General features: G+C 64.8%; 17 protein-coding genes. 15 read left to right on the forward strand and 2 right to left on the reverse strand.

Annotation, left to right across the window (positions count from 1 at the left end; genetic code table 11):
* Nucleotides 1-91 precede the first annotated feature (91 nt).
* The 7 genes from G8O24_RS10660 to G8O24_RS10690 all read left to right on the forward strand — a co-directional run bounded on the left by G8O24_RS10660 (nucleotide 92) and on the right by G8O24_RS10690 (nucleotide 5,815).
* Nucleotides 92-466, forward strand: coding sequence for a hypothetical protein (locus tag G8O24_RS10660; RefSeq protein WP_188098928.1), 375 nt, complete (start codon nucleotides 92-94; stop codon nucleotides 464-466).
* Between the two features lie 117 nt (nucleotides 467-583).
* Complete coding sequence (gene hisE / locus G8O24_RS10665) at nucleotides 584-988, forward strand: phosphoribosyl-ATP diphosphatase (RefSeq protein ID WP_188098930.1); 405 nt, start codon at nucleotides 584-586, stop codon at nucleotides 986-988.
* A gap of 80 nt (nucleotides 989-1,068) precedes the next feature.
* Nucleotides 1,069-1,650, forward strand: coding sequence for a YqaA family protein (locus tag G8O24_RS10670; RefSeq protein ID WP_188098931.1), 582 nt, complete (start codon nucleotides 1,069-1,071; stop codon nucleotides 1,648-1,650).
* Between the two features lie 155 nt (nucleotides 1,651-1,805).
* Nucleotides 1,806-2,333, forward strand: a complete 528-nt coding sequence (locus tag G8O24_RS10675) for a hypothetical protein (RefSeq protein WP_188098933.1) — start codon at nucleotides 1,806-1,808, stop codon at nucleotides 2,331-2,333.
* A gap of 29 nt (nucleotides 2,334-2,362) precedes the next feature.
* Complete coding sequence (locus G8O24_RS10680; protein ID WP_188098935.1) at nucleotides 2,363-3,763, forward strand: aspartate ammonia-lyase; 1,401 nt, start codon at nucleotides 2,363-2,365, stop codon at nucleotides 3,761-3,763.
* Nucleotides 3,764-4,061: 298 nt separating this feature from the next.
* Nucleotides 4,062-5,030: an NAD(P)H-dependent flavin oxidoreductase gene (locus tag G8O24_RS10685; protein ID WP_188098937.1), complete on the forward strand. Its 969-nt coding sequence runs from the start codon at nucleotides 4,062-4,064 to the stop codon at nucleotides 5,028-5,030.
* A gap of 11 nt (nucleotides 5,031-5,041) precedes the next feature.
* Entirely contained in the window at nucleotides 5,042-5,815 is a 774-nt protein-coding gene (locus tag G8O24_RS10690) for a thioesterase family protein (protein ID WP_188098939.1), read from the forward strand.
* A 383-nt stretch (nucleotides 5,816-6,198) separates the two neighbouring features.
* Here the strand turns inward: G8O24_RS10690 and G8O24_RS10695 are convergent, their stop codons facing one another.
* The gene (locus G8O24_RS10695) at nucleotides 6,199-7,761 is read right to left on the reverse strand and encodes an AMP-binding protein (RefSeq protein WP_188098940.1); all 1,563 of its coding nucleotides are present in this window, start codon (nucleotides 7,759-7,761) and stop codon (nucleotides 6,199-6,201) included.
* A gap of 124 nt (nucleotides 7,762-7,885) precedes the next feature.
* On the opposite strand from G8O24_RS10695, the gene G8O24_RS10700 reads away from it, so the two are divergent.
* The 7 genes from G8O24_RS10700 to G8O24_RS10730 all read left to right on the forward strand — a co-directional run bounded on the left by G8O24_RS10700 (nucleotide 7,886) and on the right by G8O24_RS10730 (nucleotide 15,147).
* Entirely contained in the window at nucleotides 7,886-8,851 is a 966-nt protein-coding gene (locus G8O24_RS10700; protein ID WP_188098942.1) for an NAD(P)H-dependent flavin oxidoreductase, read from the forward strand.
* A 124-nt stretch (nucleotides 8,852-8,975) separates the two neighbouring features.
* Nucleotides 8,976-9,224, forward strand: coding sequence for a hypothetical protein (locus tag G8O24_RS10705; RefSeq protein ID WP_188098944.1), 249 nt, complete (start codon nucleotides 8,976-8,978; stop codon nucleotides 9,222-9,224).
* A gap of 133 nt (nucleotides 9,225-9,357) precedes the next feature.
* Nucleotides 9,358-10,068, forward strand: a complete 711-nt coding sequence (locus G8O24_RS10710) for a hypothetical protein (RefSeq protein WP_188098946.1) — start codon at nucleotides 9,358-9,360, stop codon at nucleotides 10,066-10,068.
* Nucleotides 10,069-10,152: 84 nt separating this feature from the next.
* Complete coding sequence (locus G8O24_RS10715) at nucleotides 10,153-10,842, forward strand: hypothetical protein (protein WP_188098948.1); 690 nt, start codon at nucleotides 10,153-10,155, stop codon at nucleotides 10,840-10,842.
* A 190-nt stretch (nucleotides 10,843-11,032) separates the two neighbouring features.
* The gene (locus G8O24_RS10720) at nucleotides 11,033-12,775 is read left to right on the forward strand and encodes an alpha-amylase family protein (protein ID WP_188098949.1); all 1,743 of its coding nucleotides are present in this window, start codon (nucleotides 11,033-11,035) and stop codon (nucleotides 12,773-12,775) included.
* A 9-nt stretch (nucleotides 12,776-12,784) separates the two neighbouring features.
* Nucleotides 12,785-13,252, forward strand: a complete 468-nt coding sequence (locus G8O24_RS10725) for a hypothetical protein (RefSeq protein ID WP_188098951.1) — start codon at nucleotides 12,785-12,787, stop codon at nucleotides 13,250-13,252.
* 2 nt (nucleotides 13,253-13,254) lie between these two features.
* Complete coding sequence (locus G8O24_RS10730) at nucleotides 13,255-15,147, forward strand: PQQ-binding-like beta-propeller repeat protein (protein ID WP_188098953.1); 1,893 nt, start codon at nucleotides 13,255-13,257, stop codon at nucleotides 15,145-15,147.
* Between the two features lie 142 nt (nucleotides 15,148-15,289).
* Here G8O24_RS10730 and G8O24_RS10735 read toward each other — a convergent pair whose 3' ends face one another.
* Nucleotides 15,290-15,514 carry a cysteine rich repeat-containing protein gene (locus G8O24_RS10735; RefSeq protein ID WP_188098955.1) on the reverse strand — a complete coding sequence of 75 codons (225 nt, stop codon included), beginning with the start codon at nucleotides 15,512-15,514 and terminating at the stop codon, nucleotides 15,290-15,292.
* A 212-nt stretch (nucleotides 15,515-15,726) separates the two neighbouring features.
* Between G8O24_RS10735 and G8O24_RS10740 the strand changes: the two genes are divergently transcribed.
* Complete coding sequence (locus G8O24_RS10740; RefSeq protein WP_188098957.1) at nucleotides 15,727-16,017, forward strand: hypothetical protein; 291 nt, start codon at nucleotides 15,727-15,729, stop codon at nucleotides 16,015-16,017.
* Nucleotides 16,018-16,150: the final 133 nt, after the last annotated feature.

Genomic DNA, 16,150 nt, shown 5'->3' on the forward strand with positions numbered 1-16,150 from the left:
GGGGTTGGGGAACCCAACATGGGATGCGCGTGTTTGAAGGACATGAGCCTGTCTCGAGGCACCGCCCAAGGTCCCAAGGAGGGTCCAAGTCATGTTTGACCGAATTTCGAAGTTCGCCGGCCGCAAGGCCGTTCTCGCCACTGCCGCGGTGCTGGCACTGACCACCATCGCCCCCACCGCATCATTCGCGGGTGGCCGCCACTGGCATGGCGGCGGCGGTGCAGCCTTTGCCGGTGCGGCCATTGCCGGCGCCATCGGCACCGGCCTTGCGATTGCCGCGACCCGCGACGCCTACGCCTATGACGCCGGTCCAGGCTATTATGGCGGTCCCGCCTACTACAGCGGCCCCGCCTACTATGGTGATGGCCCCTATTACGGTCCGGGGCCGAACTACCAATATCAACGGTACGGCGGCACGGCTCCGTCCGAGCTCTGCGGCCAAGGCTACTATACGAACTGCTACTAGCTTTGGTGACGGAGGATTGACCACAACTGGTCGTCGCGCTTGCCGCGGCGGCCGGTTTTACCTTTTATTGTCGGGCGTTAACGCGCTCGCCATTGGTTTAGAGTAATTTTGAGTACCATGAGTGATTCGCTTGAGCGGCTTTATCTGGCTGTGCTCGCGGCCAGGGACCTTGATCCGGCAACATCGCGTACCGCCCGGCTGTTTCAGCGCGGGCCGTCGAAAATGGCCAAGAAGCTGGCGGAAGAGGCGATCGAGGTCGTGATCGACGCGGTCAACGGCGACGCCGAGGCCGTGGTCCGGGAAAGTGCCGATCTGCTCTACAATCTCACGGTGCTCTGGGCTTCGGCCGGCGTACGTCCGGAAGACGTCTGGCGCGAAATGTCGCGGCGTGAGGACATGCTGGGCATTGCCGAAAAGCTGCCGAAGTCGTCGATGAAGCTGCCCAAAGTGGCGTCACCGCGCATCTCGGCCCGGCGGCCAATCGTCGCGCTCGAGGGCCGCGCCGCGCGAAAACGGCACTAAAGCGCGATCAGGGGTCGCGCCAAAAACCTTCACAAAACTCGCGATGGACAAATCCGTCCCATGGTGCTTCATCGCGGCGCATGCTGAAACGTATCTACGACTGGTGCATCGACGCCGCCCACAAGCCTTACGCGCTCTGGATCATGGGTGCCGTGGCTTTCGCAGAAAGCTCGTTCTTTCCCGTTCCCCCTGATGTGATGCTGATCCCGATGTCGCTGGCCCGTCCCCAGCGCGCCTGGATCTATGCGGCGGTCTGTACCGTGACCTCGGTGCTGGGCGGTCTCTTGGGTTATGCCATCGGCGCGCTGCTGTTCGACTCGGTCGGCCACTGGCTGATCCAGGTCTATGGCCTCGGCGACAAGGTCGATGCTTTTCGCGCATCCTATGCCCAATGGGGCGCGGTGATCATCCTGCTCAAGGGCCTGACGCCGATCCCCTACAAGCTCGTCACCATCACCTCGGGCTTCGCCGGCTACAATCTCGTCCTGTTCGTCCTGTGTTCGATCATCGCGCGCGGCGGGCGCTTCTTCATCGCCGCGATCCTGCTCAACCGTTATGGCGACTGGATCCGCGAGCGGATCGAGCGGCATCTCGGTCTGTGGGTCGCGCTCGGAGCTGCCGTGCTGGTGCTCGGCTTCGTCGTGGCGATCAAGCTGATCTAAAGCGCGATGAGATTAGGATGAATCGTCATCGCGCTTTAGATTATTGTTTGAGCATGATCTTTTCGGAAAACCGCTTCGCACTTTTCCGGATCATGCTCTAGGATTTGGATCCACAATGCTTTGACGCCGCGCCGGCTTCGGCTACGGTTGCCCGCATGATGGTTCGATCCGGCAATCCGGCCGTGCGGTTCGGGACGCTGACGTCAGCGGTGCTGCTGCTCCTGCTCGGTGCTGCCGGGGCTGGATGGCCGCAATCCGCGCCGCCGGCCCTCGGTATCCGGGAGCAGGGGCCGCCGCCCTCGACGCCTGCGCCATCGGCATCTCCGTCGGGCGAGGACAATCCCGGGCTGATCCACGGATTGCGCAACCTGTTCGACAAGGTGCCCTCGTTCCTGCCGCCGATCAAAAGCCCAAGCGAGACCATGAACGACCTGTCGCGGCTGGCGAAGCCCTCGACCATGGTCTCGGGGCGCGCGGCCTGTCCCGTCTCCTCGAACGGCGCGCCCGACTGCAAGCCCGCCGCCGACCAGCTCTGCCAGAGCAAGGGCTACAAGGAAGGCAAGAGCCTCAATACCGACTCCGCCGAGAAGTGCTCGGCCAAGGTCCTGATTCCGGGCAGGCAGCGCAAACCGGATGATTGCCGCACCGATACCGTCGTCACCAGCGCGCTGTGCCAGAACTAGGCACATCGCGCGAGCAGCAAGGAGCGCCCATGAGCCGCTACGAGCAGGACTTCCTCGGACAGCGTGAGATCGCCGACGACATCTACTACGGCGTCCAGACCATCCGGGGTAAGGAGAACTTCCACATCACCGGCATTCCGATGAACCAGGAGCCTTACTTCGTGAAGGCGCTTGGCTTCGTGAAGAAGGCCGCGGCAATGGCCAATCGCGATCTCGGCGCGATCGACGCCAAGATCGCCGATGCGATCATCCTCGGCTGCGATCGCGTCATCGCCGGCGACATGATGGATCAGTTCGTCACCGACTTCATCCAGGGCGGTGCCGGCACCTCGACCAACATGAATGCCAACGAGGTGATCGCCAACCTCGCGCTGGAATCGCTCGGCTTCGTCAAGGGCGACTACCAGCACGTCAGTCCGAACGACCACGTCAATTACGGCCAGTCGACCAACGACACCTATCCGACCGCATTTCGCCTCGCTCTGATCCTGCGGCTCGAGAGCTACATGACGGCGCTGCGCCAGCTCCAGGAAGCCTTCTTCGCCAAGGGCCGCGAGTTCGACCGCGTGCTGAAGATGGGCCGCACGCATCTGCAGGACGCGGTGCCGATGTCGCTCGGCGCCGAATTCCGGGGATGGGGCACCACGATCGGCGAGGAGGTCGACCGCATCTCGGAAGCGCGCGCGCTGCTGCGCGAGATCAATCTCGGCGCCACCGCGATCGGCACCTCCGTGACGGCGGCCGCCGGCTATCCTAAACTCGCGGTCCGACACTTGAGCGCGCTGACCGGCGTCGACTTCATTCTCGCCGGCGACCTCGTCGAAGCGACGTCGGACACCGGCGCCTATGTGCAGCTCTCCGGCGTGCTCAAGCGCACCGCCAGCAAGCTGACGAAGATCTGCAATGACATCCGCCTGCTCGCCTCGGGCCCGCGCGCCGGCTTCAACGAGATCAACCTGCCGCAATTGCAGCCGGGCTCGTCCATCATGCCGGGCAAGGTCAATCCTGTGATCCCCGAGGTCGTCAACCAGACCAGTTTCCTCGTCATCGGGCTCGACACCACGGTGACGCTGGCCGCAAGCGCCGGCCAGCTCCAGCTCAACGTGATGGAGCCGGTGATCTCGTTCGCGCTGTTCTTCTCGATCCGCACCATGGAGCGCGCGGTCAACTCCTTGCGGGAGAATTGCATCGTCGGCATCACCGCCAACGAGGACCATACCCGCAACATGGTGCTGAACTCGCTCGGTATCGTGACTGTGTTGAAGCCGCTGCTCGGCTACAAGCAATGTGCCGAGATCGCGCGCGAGGGCTACAAAAGCGGCAAGTCGCTGCACCAGATCGTGGTGGTCGAGCGCAAGCTGCTGACGCAGGAGAAATGGGACGAGATGTTCTCGTTCGAGCGGCTGATCAATCCGGATTTGATCGGCTAGGTGTTTGTAATCCGCAGCCTCTCACCGTCATTGCGAGGAGCTCGCGACAAAATTGCGTAGCAATTTTGCGCCGATGCGACGAAGCAATCCAGGGTCTTGCCAGCAGAGAAAGTCTGGATTGCTTCGCTTCGCTCGCAATGACGACGGGGGCAGGCGGCGGGGACAGGAATTCCGCGCGTAGGAATTGCGGGCGCCGCATCGATCGCGGCGTCCCAACGCAATACTTGACAGTGGAAAGATTGCCTTGTTGGTATGGTCCCAACCTTCCATGCGCCTGCCAGCAAAGGATCGCGCCGCAATGTCCATGCCTGCTCTCTTCAAGGGACGCCTGTCGATCCCCGTGATCGGTTCGCCGCTCTTCATCATCTCGGTGCCCGACCTCGTGATCGCGCAGTGCAAGGCGGGCGTGGTCGGTTCGTTCCCGGCGCTGAATGCCCGGCCGCCGGAGCTGCTCGACGAATGGCTGGCGCGGATTACCGAAGAGCTCGCGGCCTATGACCGCGCGCATCCGGAACGGCCGTCGGCGCCGTTCGCGGTCAACCAGATCGTGCACAAGTCGAACAACCGGCTCGACCACGACATGCAGCTCTGCGCCAAGTACAAGGTGCCGATGATCATCTCCTCGCTCGGCGCGCGCGAGGAGCTCAACCAGGCCGTCCACGGCTGGGGCGGCATCGTCTTCCACGACGTGATCAACCAGAAATTCGCGCACAAGGCGATCGAGAAGGGCGCCGACGGCCTGATCCTGGTCGCGGCCGGCGCCGGCGGCCATGCCGGCACCATCTCGCCACTCGCTTTCGTTGCCGAGACGCGCAAATGGTTCGATGGCCCGATCGCGCTGTCGGGTGCCATCGGCAATGGCAGGGCGATCCGCGCCGCGCGCATTCTCGGCGCCGACTTCGCCTATATCGGCTCGGCCTTCATCGCCACCAAGGAGGCCAATGCGGTCGAGAAGTACAAGGAGATGATCGCGGGCTCGAGCGCCGACGACATCGTCTATTCCAACCTCTTCACCGGCGTGCACGGCAACTATCTGAAGCCGTCGATCCTTGCTGCCGGCATGGACCCGGACAACCTGCCGACCTCCGATCCCTCCAAGATGAATTTTGGCACCGACGCCTCCGGCGAGCGGGCCAAGCCCAAGGCCTGGAAGGAGATCTGGGGCTCGGGCCAGGGCATCGGCAGCATCGAGGGCATCGTCCCCGCCGCCGAGCTGATCGCGCGCTTCAAGAAGGAATACGACGAAGCGATCGATCCGCCGCTGTGATGGCGCTGGCGATGGGTGCGATCTACCGCGTCGACGGCAACAGCGTCATCACCAGTCCCAATGCCGCCGGTCCCTGGGACCGGCGCATGCAGCACGGCTCGGCGCCGTCTGCGCTGGTAACGTGGGCGGCGGAGCGGATTCCGACGACCATGCAGATGAACATTGCGCGCGTCACCATCGATCTGATGCGCCCAGTGCCCGTCGCGCCGCTCACCATCGAGACCGAGGTGCTGCGTGAAGGTCGCAAAATCCAGCTCTGCGAGGTCAAGCTCTTCTCCGATGCCGTGCAGGTCGTCGGCGCCACTGTGCTCAAGATCAGGCAGCAGTCGCAGCCGCTGCCCGACGACGTGAAGGATCTGCCGGTGACGCTGCCATCACCGGAGGACTCGCTGGTCGAGGACGGCCACGGCGCCACCAGTCCGTTCGCCGGCATGGTTTCGATGCGTGCCGCGCGCGGCCGCTTCGGCCAGGCCGGTCCCGGCGCGATCTGGTTTCGCCTCGATCATCCCCTGGTCGAGGGTGAGGCGGTCTCGCAGGCGATGCGCGCTGTGGTCGCCGCTGATTTCTCCAACGGCACCGCCTCGACGCTCGACTTCCGCAGCTGGACCTATATCAACGCCGACCTCACGGTGAGCCTCGCGCGTCAGCCGGTCGGTGACTGGATCCTGCTCGACGGTGAATCCTGGATTGGTCCTGATGGCGCGGGTCTGGCGATGTCGCGGCTTGCGGACAGGCAGGGCTATTTCGGCCGCGCGGTGCAAAGTTTGGTGATCGAGAAGCGATGAGCGTGACGGGCAGCGCCGTGATCGCTCTTGAACGGCAGGCTTCCGCCGCCGCGGAAGGGATGCGTTGGCATCCTGCCAGTTCACAATCCGTAGAAGATCTTGATCTCCCACAGCACCACGATGATGGCCGTGATCAACGTGACCGCGGCGACTGCACTTTCCAGGGAAGCGACTCTCATGTCCCACTCCGCTTCCCAGCCCCGCCTGCGGTCTATTTGATTCCCCGATTCGGCGGCAATCGCGCAGGCTGGGCGAGCACGCACTCCGCGGCGCGATGTGGTGCCGGGGCCACAACGGCCCCGTAGAATTCCGGCTGAAAGGGCTCAAACCCCGCTATTTCGCGCGAGGCGTGTAGTCCGAACCCATCGCTGCAATCAGGAAGATTACCCCACCATCCGGTCCCGGCCACTCCAGAAGCCTGCGCGCAGCACCTTCTTGTCGACCTTCCCGACGCCGGTCATCGGCAACTGCTTGACGAACCGGATCTGCTTCGGCGCATGCGCCGGGCCCTTTCGCGTCCGCACCAGATTGATCAGCTCGTCAGGATCCAGCTTGGCACCTTCGCGCGGCACGACGATGGCGGTGACGGCCTCGCCCCATTTCTCGTCGGGGACGCCGACCACCGCCACCATGGCGACATCGGCATGTTGCGACAGCACGTCCTCGATCTCGCGCGGAAAGATGTTGAAGCCGCCGGTGACGATCATGTCCTTCTTGCGGTCGAGGATGAACATGTAGCCGCGCTCATCCTGGCGCGCGATATCGCCGGTGTGCACCCAGCCGTTCTTCAGCGTCTCGGCGGTGATGTCGGGCCGCTTCCAGTATTCCGCCATCACATGCGGCGCCCGCACGCAGATCTCGCCGGGCTCGCCCGTCTTCACCTCCTCGTCATTGTCGTCGAGAATTTTGACCTCGCACGCCGCGATCGGAAAGCCGCAGGACAGGAACAGCTCCGGTGTCTTCGGATCGTGATCTTTCTTGCGCAGCACCGAGACCGGATAGCATTCGGTCTGGCCGTAGAGCTGCGAGAACACCGGGCCGATGCGCTGGATGCCTTCGACGAGGCGGCTCGGTGACATCGCCGAAGCTCCGTAGAGCACGAGCTCGAGCGAGGAGAGGTCGGTCTTGCCGAGTGCGGGATGATCGAGCAGCACATAGATCATGGTCGGCACGAACAGCGTGAAATTGATGCGTTCGCGCGCGATCGTGGCCAGCACCGCCTCGGGATCGAACCCCTTCAGCATGTGCACGGTGCCGCCGCGCATCAAGGTCGGCAGCACCTTCGTGCCGGCGACGTGGCTGATCGGCGCGACCGTGAGATAGCGCGCAGCGTCAGGAATCTCGAAATCGGCCAGGATCGCGCCGGCCGCTCCGGCATTCTCGCGGTGATAGCGTAGCGCGCCCTTGGATTTGCCGGTCGTGCCGCCGGTGTAGTTCAGTGTGGAGAGATCGTCGAGAGTTGCAAGGCAACATGCGCTGGCGTGCCCCGCGCTCTCGATCGCCGCCAGCAGATCGACGCCGTAGTCGGCCGGTCCCACCGTGAAGACAGCCCTGAGCAGAGGAGCCTTGGCGGCGAGCTCACCGCCGCGGTCGCGGAAGGCGGCCACATCGACCACCAGCACTTCGGCGTCGGAATCCTCGAGCTGAAACAGCTGGTCCGCTTCCGATCCCAGCGGGTGCAGCCAGGTGACACAGCATCGCGACAATTGCGCCGCGACGCCGGCGCACCAGGTGTCGGCGCGGTTTGCGGTGAGGAAGGCGACGCGCGCACCTCGTTGCAGGCCGAGCCGCATGAATACGCCCTGGATGCGTCCGATCAGATCGATCGTGCCCTGATAGCTCAGCGATCCCCCAGGCCACGCAAACGCAGTGCGGTCGGGATAGCGCGCCAGCGCCCGTAGCGTCTGCGCACAAGTCGGGGACGATGCGTGGAGCGGATCGGACATATGTTTCCTCATTGCTTTGTCATCGGCTTCTCGCGTGCCAATGTTGCCGGCGAGGCTAGCACAGGGAACGCGGGATGGAACGACAAAGCCCGCACGCGGAGCCAGGAGCGATAGGGAGGCGCGGGTGACATCCGATCGACTGCAAATATTTCGCGATCGTCTCAGCCTGCCGCTGATCGCAGCGCCGATGTTCCTGGTGTCGGGCGTCGAGCTCATGGTCGCGGCCTGCCGCAACGGCGTCATCGGCAGCTTCCCGACCGTGAATTGCCGCAGCGCGAACCAGCTCGATGACTGGCTCACCGAGATCGCAACGCGCCTGCATCAGCACGAAGACCAGACCGGCCGCAAGGCCGCGCCGCTCTGTCCGAACCTGATCGTGCATCGCTCCAACGCACGGTTGCAGCAGGATCTCGCCGTGCTGCTCAAGCACAGGCCGGAGATCGTCATCACCTCGGTCGGCTCGCCGGCACCCGTGGTGAAGCCGCTGCATGATGCAGGCAGCTTGGTGCTGGCGGATGTCGCCACGATCCGCCATGCCGAGCGCGCGGCAGAAGCAGGGGCTGACGGGCTGGTGCTGCTCACCGCGGGGGCCGGCGGGCAGACCGGCTGGCTCAATCCATTCGCCTTCGTCCGCGCCGTGCGCGCGTTCTATGACGGCATCATCGTGCTGGCCGGCGGTATCAGCGACGGCTACGCGCTGTATGCGGCCGAAGTGCTCGGTTGTGACCTCGGTTATATGGGCACGAAATTCATCGCGACGCGCGAGAGCATTGCGGACGATCGCCACAAGCAGATGCTGGTCGAGAGCAGCGCCGACGACATCCTGCTCACCACGGCGTTCACAGGCTTGCAGACCAGCATGCTGACGCCGTCCATCATCGCCGCCGGGCTCGACCCCAATGACCTGCCGGCGCGTGGCGCGATCGACATCGGCAAGGACATCGACGTCACCGCGCGCGAGAACAGGCCCAGGCGCTGGCGCGATATCTGGAGCGCCGGGCATTCGACGTCAGGCGTCACCGCCGTGATGGCGGTCGACGACCTCGTCGCCCGGACGGCCACTGAATACCGCGAGGCGCGGGGCCAGTAGCGCTCTGCGCCACCCGGCACGGTTAATCCCGCATGGCTCCGCGGGCCCGCACTTAACGGCAGATTAACCATCGCCCGCCAACAATCCCTCTCACGGCCGCCAATCAGGACGAGAGGGACAGGCGATGGATTTCGATTTTCTCAATAGCAAGACAGGCGCGACGCTGGATGAGATCCGCGTCCGCGTCGCCCATGCGCTCGCCCGTCACCCGCTCTGCCGCAATGTCCGCTTCGACATCGTCCGCGTCCCCCGCACCCGCCGGGGCGGAAACTGGACGGTGACGCTGCAATCGGTCGAGCCGCGAGCGGTTTGGGAGGCTTCCGAGATCGTCGCGGACATCCAGGACGCCTACGATCTGACCGTAGCTGCTTGATTTCGCTGAGTATTTCGACCTTGTCGCCTTGGGCGTGGCGATTGTCGCCGCAAAGGCACACTCAAGCCTTAATTCGTGCCTTTTTCGCGGGCATCTCTAACAACATCGTGAAGCGGTCCTTCCGGAGAGACGTTTGTCCAGAGCCATCACCATCACCGTGCTGACCTGCTTTCTCGTCCTCGGTGCCGCCACGACTGCCATTCTCGGCCGCGACAGCGTGCCCAGTGCCAGTGCGGAGATGATCACCGAGGCCCCGCCGAAACCGCTCGCCGCTAACCGCGCCGCCAAGGCCGACCGGCTGGTTCCGACGTTGGCGCTGGCCTCGGCCGCGATCGAGCCGGTTCAGGTTCCCGCCGACATGCTCTCCCAAGCCCCCGCTCTGACAGAACCTTTGCGCCAGGCCTTCGCGGCGGCCACGCCGGCCGATTTCCCGACGCCGAAAGCGAATTTGAACGAAGCGCCGGCGCCGGCGGAGGCGCCTGCCGTCGCTGAGGCCCCGGCCAAGCCGAAGCCCGTCGCCAAGCCGCAGCCGCCCAAGATCTACTCCCTGCTCTCCGACGTGCAGATCGCCGGCATCAGGGATCGCCTCAAGCTGTCGTCGTCGCAGGAATATTATTGGCCGTCGGTCGAGACCGCGTTGCGTAACGTCGTCCGCAAGATCTCGGCCAACAAGCTCTCGAATCCGAACGGTCCGAATGTGCAGATCGATCCGAATTGCGACGAGGTCCAGCAGTTGAAGTCGGCCGCGATGCCGCTGCTCTTCCAGCTCCGTGACGACCAGAAGGAAGAAGTGCGCAAGCTCGCCCGCATCATCGGGCTGGAGAAGGTCGCGCAGCAGATCTGACACTTCGTTCCCTTCCAGGAACAGCATCAGTCAGGAACATCCGGCAATCCCACGGCGTTGCTCGCTCCAAACAGGGAGTGGTCCATGCGCGCCTCGACAGCTTATTTCGTCGGCGCCGGAACGATCGTTGCCGCCATCGCCATTGGTCTCGGCGGCGGCATCGTGGCCGGCAACATCATGAATCCGATCGCGCCCAAGCAGGGGCCTGACAGCAGCAAGGTGGCGCAACGCGCTGGGGCTGCCGCGCCGGCGACAACGAATGCGCCGTCGGAGCGCGTGCAATATGTCACGGGATCACAGGCGTTCGGCGCGATGATCGCCGCGCCGGCTCAGGCGCAGGGCGAGGTCAAGCCGGAAGCGCAGCCTGAAGCGCCGGCCAGTCAGTCCAATGCCGGACCGCCGGCACCGCCGTCTGCGCAGACTGCGGCAGTCGAGCCGCCCAAGCCCGCGCCGTCGTCTTCACCAGCGACCAAGCCCGTGGAGCAACAGGTTTCCACGGAGCCGGCCTCCTCTCCTGACAATGCTTATGCCAAGGCCAGGGATTCTGACCTGAAGCGCGCCGCGTCCGAGCGGCGGAGGGCGGAGCGGCACGAGCGATGGGCCGAGCGCCGCCGTTATGATCCGCGCGATGCACGCGGTGGCCGCGATCAGACCAATTGGGATGACGTCGCGCGCAGCATCCGCGAGGATTCCAGCGCGCGCGACTATGCCAGCCGGCCACGCGGCGCCTTCCCGCAAATCCGGTTGTTTGGTCCCGACGACGAGGATGACTAGCCTCTTGTTCTGGCGCGTCTTCTTGACGCGAACCGGGATGCACTTGGCTTGAAGGCGCTCTCGCGCCTGACACCGCCGCGCACGCGATCGTGAGCGGCGGTTCGTTCAGCGGCGGCACTTGCCTCAATTTTCAACTTCCGGATGATCGCCGTGCGAGTCATGATTGACGCAGCCAGCCAGAGGCCGCGTCATGGGAGTAGCGCTGCTAGCTTGGGGACGCTTCTTTGGTCCGCACGGCGAGCGCGTGACCGTGCCTGCACCGGTCGATGGGCGCGGTGCCCCCTGGTTGCTCGACTTTCTTGCCAGCCATGCCCGCGCCTTGCGCAATGTCGGCTTTACCGCGATCCAGCTGCCGCCGACGTCGAAGGCGCAAGGCGGTGCAGGGCCGGGCTGCGACGGCTATGGCGTGTTCGATCCCCGCGACATCGGCAGCAAGAACCAGCAAGGTTCGATCGCCACGCGCTACGGCACCAAGGAATCACTGACGCGCCTGGTCGCAGTCGCGCATGCCTGCGACATCGACGTCTATCTCGATCTCGTGCTGCATCAGCGCAGCGGCGAGAATGGCGGACCCGGCGTGTTTCGCTATCTCGGCGCGGACGGGCAGACGCTGAACGGACGGCATACCACCTCGCCGTCATGGTTTCGCGGCGTGCCACCGGACGATCTGCCCGACGATGACGTGCCGAGTCCGCCCAACGATTTTCCGTTCGGCCGCGAACTATCCTATCAGCGCTGCCGGCCGCCGCGCGTCACGATCGAAGATGCGCTCGACTTCGGCGAATGGGTGTTCCGCACCACCGGCGCGGACGGTGCGCGCTTTGACGATGTCAAGGGCACCTGGGCGCCGTTCGTGCGCGAGTTCATGACCCATGGCGTGATGGCCTCGAAATTCTTCTACTCGGAGTATTTCGACGGCAACCGCGCCGTCCTCAACGGTTGGGCGACGCAACCGCCGCTCAGCGGCCGGTCGCTCGTTGCCGACTTCCCGATGCACTGGGCGCTGCAAGCCGCCTGCGATGGTGGCAACGCGCGCGTGCTGGACGGTGCCGGCTATACCAGTTGGCGCCCGGATCTCACTTGCACCTTCGTCGACAATCCAGATACCGACACCTCGCCGGGCCAGCAAGTCATCAGCAACAAGCTGCTCGCCTATGCCTTCCTGCTGTCGATCGAAGGCTACCCCTTCGTCTACGGCAAGGACTACTTCCCGCCCCGCGTCTGGCCCGGCGCCTACGGTTTGAAGCCGTGGATCGACAATCTGATCTGGATCCACGAACATCTGGCGAACGGGCCGACCAGCGGCCGCTTTCTGGATGACAAGGTCATCGTGCTCAACAGGACCGGTGCGCCTGGCCTGCTCACTGCGCTCAACTTCGACACCATCAACGCGCGCACCATCAGCTGCCAGACCGCGTTCGGCGCCTTTGTGCGGCTGCACGACTACACCGGCCATCATCACGATATCTCGACCGACGAAAACGGCGTCGCCACCTTCACGATTCCGAGCAACGCCTTCAGCAAAGGACAGAGCTATCTCTGCTTCTCGCGCGCGGGCCTCAATCTCGCGTCGATCCGGCCTCCGCGTCACACCACCCAGACGATCTTCGGTGCAGCGGATCTCGATACGCTGCCGGCCACCAATGCTGAAGCCGAGACGGCGCGGATCTGGGTGGCGCAGGGGAGCAAGATCGCCCTGAACGTCAGCCTCGACCGCCACGGCGTTTCGGCAGATGGCTCGCTCAAGGTGACCGTCACCGACGCACAAGGGCACAGCGTGGTCGAGGCGGTGTGCAGCGGCGATCATGTCAGCGCGGACGCGATCGCCGCTGCGGGCGGCGAACATCATATTCGCGTGGCGGGCCGGCAATTGCCGGCCCATGGCGCGGCGTTTTCGATCGACATTACCTACCTTGCTCCGCAAATCATTTGAGAGGGTCTCATGTCGCTGCATCTGTTGTGGACGTCCGCCGACAGCCTGATCGTCGCCTTTGCGCTGTCCTTCGCTTTGACGTGGCGACACGCATTGCCGCTCGCGTTGGCATTTGGCCTCTGCGACGGGGTCGGATCTGCACTTGGCGTCAGCCTGCCGCTGGCTGACGGACTTGCCGCCATGCTGCTGATGGTGTCCGGCGCGGCGCTTCTCGTTCGCCTGCCCGTCGCGGCACGTCTGCTGAATACGCCTGGATGGCTCTACGTGTTGCCGCCCCTGCTGGCGATCGACAATGCCGTGTTGCGCGCGCCCGATGCGCCCCTGCTCGCGGCGCTGTCGAGCGCGACGATGGCCGGCCTCGGCTTTGCGTGTGGCGCGGTCGTGTTGAATTGGTGGCGTCGGGACTTGCGCGACGCACGACCGCTTGCTGGCATTTCCCTGATCGCGGCCGGTAGCCTGCTCGCCTGGGGAGCCTGATCATGGTCGCCTCCGTCACCACCCGCAGCTACGACCTCGCCAGATCAGGCGCGAACAATGCCGAGACGGCGCTGACCGCAACCGCCGTCCGGACCAGGGGGATCGTCAAACTCTTTAGCATTCCCATTCCCGACGATCCCCGGCTCGAGGCACAGCCGCTGGCGGTCGGTGGCGTGCACACCGCCGATGGCAAGAGCCGCGACCTGATCTTCCAAGCCACCATGGGCAATTGGGTCTATGCGTTCGATGCAGCGACCGGCGAAAAGATCTGGGCGACAAATCTCGGCCGTCCGATCGTCGGAACGCCAGCCATCGACGGCCACATGACCAACGTCAGCTGGGGTATCCTCTCGACGCCCGTGATCGACGAGGCCGCCGGCATTCTCTACGCCTGCGCCTGGATCAGCGACGACGGCAGCGTGGCCAGGGCCCAGCATTTTCTCGCCGCCTTGCGGATCGGCGACGGCTCGAAGGTGCACGAGCTGCTCAATCTAGAGGGCGCGGTCTACACTCCGCCGGGCGGCTTGCCCGTGCAGAAATTCGTCTCGATCCAGCGCAAGCAACGCAGCGCCCTGACGCTGACGCAGAACCACGTGCTGATTCCGTTCGGTACGGTCAGGGAAACTTCAGCGGCGGCGCGAGGCTGGCTGATCGCGGTCGACGTTCATGCCTGGCATCTTGCGGCCGCCTGGTGCTCCACCGTGACCCGCTCGGGCGGAGGGTTGTGGCAGAGCGGGGCCGGCCCCGCCATTGCTCCCGACGGTTCGATCTATCTCATCACCGGCAACGGCGCGTTCTCGCCGCAGCAGGGCGATTTCGGCGAGAGCGTGGTGCGGCTCGCTCTGCACACCGGCCCCCACGCGCATTTCGAGGTGCTGTCCTGGTGGTCACCGTGGACGGACGCCAACCGCGTCGGCGCGGCCGCCGCCGCGGCGATCGACGACGACAATGATGACGACGCGCACGCGTTGCCGTCGAACGTTTCGCTGACCGCCGTGATCGGCCATGCCAAGCGAATGGGAATGGCGCTGACGCCGCTTCATGCGCGCGAGACGGCGCATGTCGCGGTGACCTCAGGGCCCGACGTCATGGATGCGCAGATCGCGCCCGATGTGGCGCGACATTTGGCGGTGATGAAGGAATCGGCGTGGAGCGACCAGGATTTCGGGTCGGGCGGTCCGGTCTACGTCGCCTCGGCCCATGCAGTGCTTGCCGCGGGCAAGGACGGCATTCTCTACACCGGCAATGCCGCGGCGCTCGGCGACACGCAACCGGGCGATCTTCAGGCCGGACACTTCGCCACCAATTACGCCAAGCTCAAGATGCCGCCGATCCTCTATACATATTTCGATCCCACCGTGCCGCCGGCGCCGGCATCGCCGACGCAATTGAACCTGTTTCCGGGCGGCGCGACGCGGCATCTGCACGGAACGCCGCTGCTGTTCTCGTCCGCCACTCACGGAGTGATGCACATTGTCGGCGGCGAAAACAGCGCGCTGCGGGCCTGGTCGATCGCCGCCGACGGGACCTCGACCTATCTTGCCGGATCGAATGAGATCGCCTCGCCGCAATCGCCGCGGCCGTCCGGCGGCATGCCGGGCTGGAGCGTCACGCTCGCGGCCAACAACGGCGCGGACGGCATCATCGTCGCGATGGTGCCCTACAAGGACAGCAACATGATGCTGAGCCCGGGCCGCTTCCTGGTCTACGACGCGCAGAATTTCGCCACCAATCCTGATGGCTCGAAGCGGCTCCAGGTGATCTGGGACAGCGAGAACTGGGGCCCGGAACACGCTTTCATGCATCCCAAGTTCAACCGCCCGATCGTCTGGAAGGGCCGGATCTATCGCCCGACCTATAACGGGCAGCTCGACGTCTATGGGCTGACGAATTAGCGGCTGCTCCGTCCGCGCGCTCGAAATCGTAGGGTGGGCAAAGGCGCCCTTGCGCCGTGCCCACCATCCATCAATTACGGCGACAGATCGTGGGCACGCTTCGCTTTGCCCACCCTACGGTACTTTTCGCGAGGAAAATTCCTCACCCGCCGTGCGACTCCACCACCTTGCGGCAGCCGTCCGAGAGCTTGGTCTTGTTCTCGCGCAGGCAGGCATTCATCTGCGGTGGCTTGCCGATATGCTCGGCGCAGAATTTGCTGGCGTCGCTGCGGCAGGCCATCTGCTCCTGCGGCGTCGGGCCGGATTGCGCCGTGGCGGGCAGGACAGTCGCGGTGAGCAGCAGCGCGGCAAGAACTGAACTCTTCATGAAGCACCTCTGTGATGATCGGGCGAGCCGGACCATCCCGCGGAGGTCCATAGCGGTCCATGCCATGTTCATGGCATCGGGCTCGGAGACCGGCCTGCTGCCCCCCATCTTCATGGCATGTCTTGGCCCGCCGTCTTTTGCCATTGAGGCTGGACGTCGGTTGCGAGATCCGGTGATTGCACCGGGGCCCCGACGGGAAGCAGGAGAGCGAGATGTCGAAAAGACTGGGAGCGCTGAGCGCCGGGCTGACGGTGATGATGCTGGCAGGTGCGGTGATGGTGTCGCTGGGCACGAGCCCGGCACAGGCGGTGGTCTATTGCAAGACGGTGGGTGTGCCCAAGGGCTGCGTGGTGCGGCCGACCGCGGCGGTGGTGGTTGCACCGGGCGCGCCGGTTGCGGCCGCGGCCGTGGCAACGCCCGGCGTCGGAGCGCCCGGGGTCGGTGTTCGCGCCGGCACGCCGATGAATCGCGGCGGACCGGTCAATCGCGTCGGCGTGCGCTGAGAATGTCGTTCAATTGAGTTGATTGCATCCCTTCGGGCCGAGGAGGCGTACAAGCGGAGCATGCTAACGAACCCCCGTCCTTCGCAAGGCCATGATCCTGGTCCGACCCCTCTCCTCGTACGTCCCATGCGTC

This window comes from Bradyrhizobium campsiandrae, assembly GCF_014529705.1.
In the GTDB taxonomy this organism is placed as follows: Bacteria; Pseudomonadota; Alphaproteobacteria; order Rhizobiales; family Xanthobacteraceae; genus Bradyrhizobium; species Bradyrhizobium campsiandrae.

Excerpts from the sequence above, each read along its gene's own strand:
- G8O24_RS10660 (WP_188098928.1), top strand. The coding sequence starts at position 92 with ATGTTTGACCGAATTTCGAAGTTCGCCGGCCGCAAGGCCGTTCTCGCC.
- hisE (WP_188098930.1), top strand. The coding sequence starts at position 584 with ATGAGTGATTCGCTTGAGCGGCTTTATCTGGCTGTGCTCGCGGCCAGG.
- G8O24_RS10670 (WP_188098931.1), top strand. The coding sequence starts at position 1,069 with ATGCTGAAACGTATCTACGACTGGTGCATCGACGCCGCCCACAAGCCT.
- G8O24_RS10675 (WP_188098933.1), top strand. The coding sequence starts at position 1,806 with ATGATGGTTCGATCCGGCAATCCGGCCGTGCGGTTCGGGACGCTGACG.
- G8O24_RS10680 (WP_188098935.1), top strand. The coding sequence starts at position 2,363 with ATGAGCCGCTACGAGCAGGACTTCCTCGGACAGCGTGAGATCGCCGAC.
- G8O24_RS10685 (WP_188098937.1), top strand. The coding sequence starts at position 4,062 with ATGTCCATGCCTGCTCTCTTCAAGGGACGCCTGTCGATCCCCGTGATC.
- G8O24_RS10690 (WP_188098939.1), top strand. The coding sequence starts at position 5,042 with ATGGGTGCGATCTACCGCGTCGACGGCAACAGCGTCATCACCAGTCCC.
- G8O24_RS10695 (WP_188098940.1), bottom strand. The coding sequence starts at position 7,761 with ATGTCCGATCCGCTCCACGCATCGTCCCCGACTTGTGCGCAGACGCTA.
- G8O24_RS10705 (WP_188098944.1), top strand. The coding sequence starts at position 8,976 with ATGGATTTCGATTTTCTCAATAGCAAGACAGGCGCGACGCTGGATGAG.
- G8O24_RS10715 (WP_188098948.1), top strand. The coding sequence starts at position 10,153 with ATGCGCGCCTCGACAGCTTATTTCGTCGGCGCCGGAACGATCGTTGCC.
- G8O24_RS10720 (WP_188098949.1), top strand. The coding sequence starts at position 11,033 with ATGGGAGTAGCGCTGCTAGCTTGGGGACGCTTCTTTGGTCCGCACGGC.
- G8O24_RS10725 (WP_188098951.1), top strand. The coding sequence starts at position 12,785 with ATGTCGCTGCATCTGTTGTGGACGTCCGCCGACAGCCTGATCGTCGCC.
- G8O24_RS10730 (WP_188098953.1), top strand. The coding sequence starts at position 13,255 with ATGGTCGCCTCCGTCACCACCCGCAGCTACGACCTCGCCAGATCAGGC.
- G8O24_RS10735 (WP_188098955.1), bottom strand. The coding sequence starts at position 15,514 with ATGAAGAGTTCAGTTCTTGCCGCGCTGCTGCTCACCGCGACTGTCCTG.
- G8O24_RS10740 (WP_188098957.1), top strand. The coding sequence starts at position 15,727 with ATGTCGAAAAGACTGGGAGCGCTGAGCGCCGGGCTGACGGTGATGATG.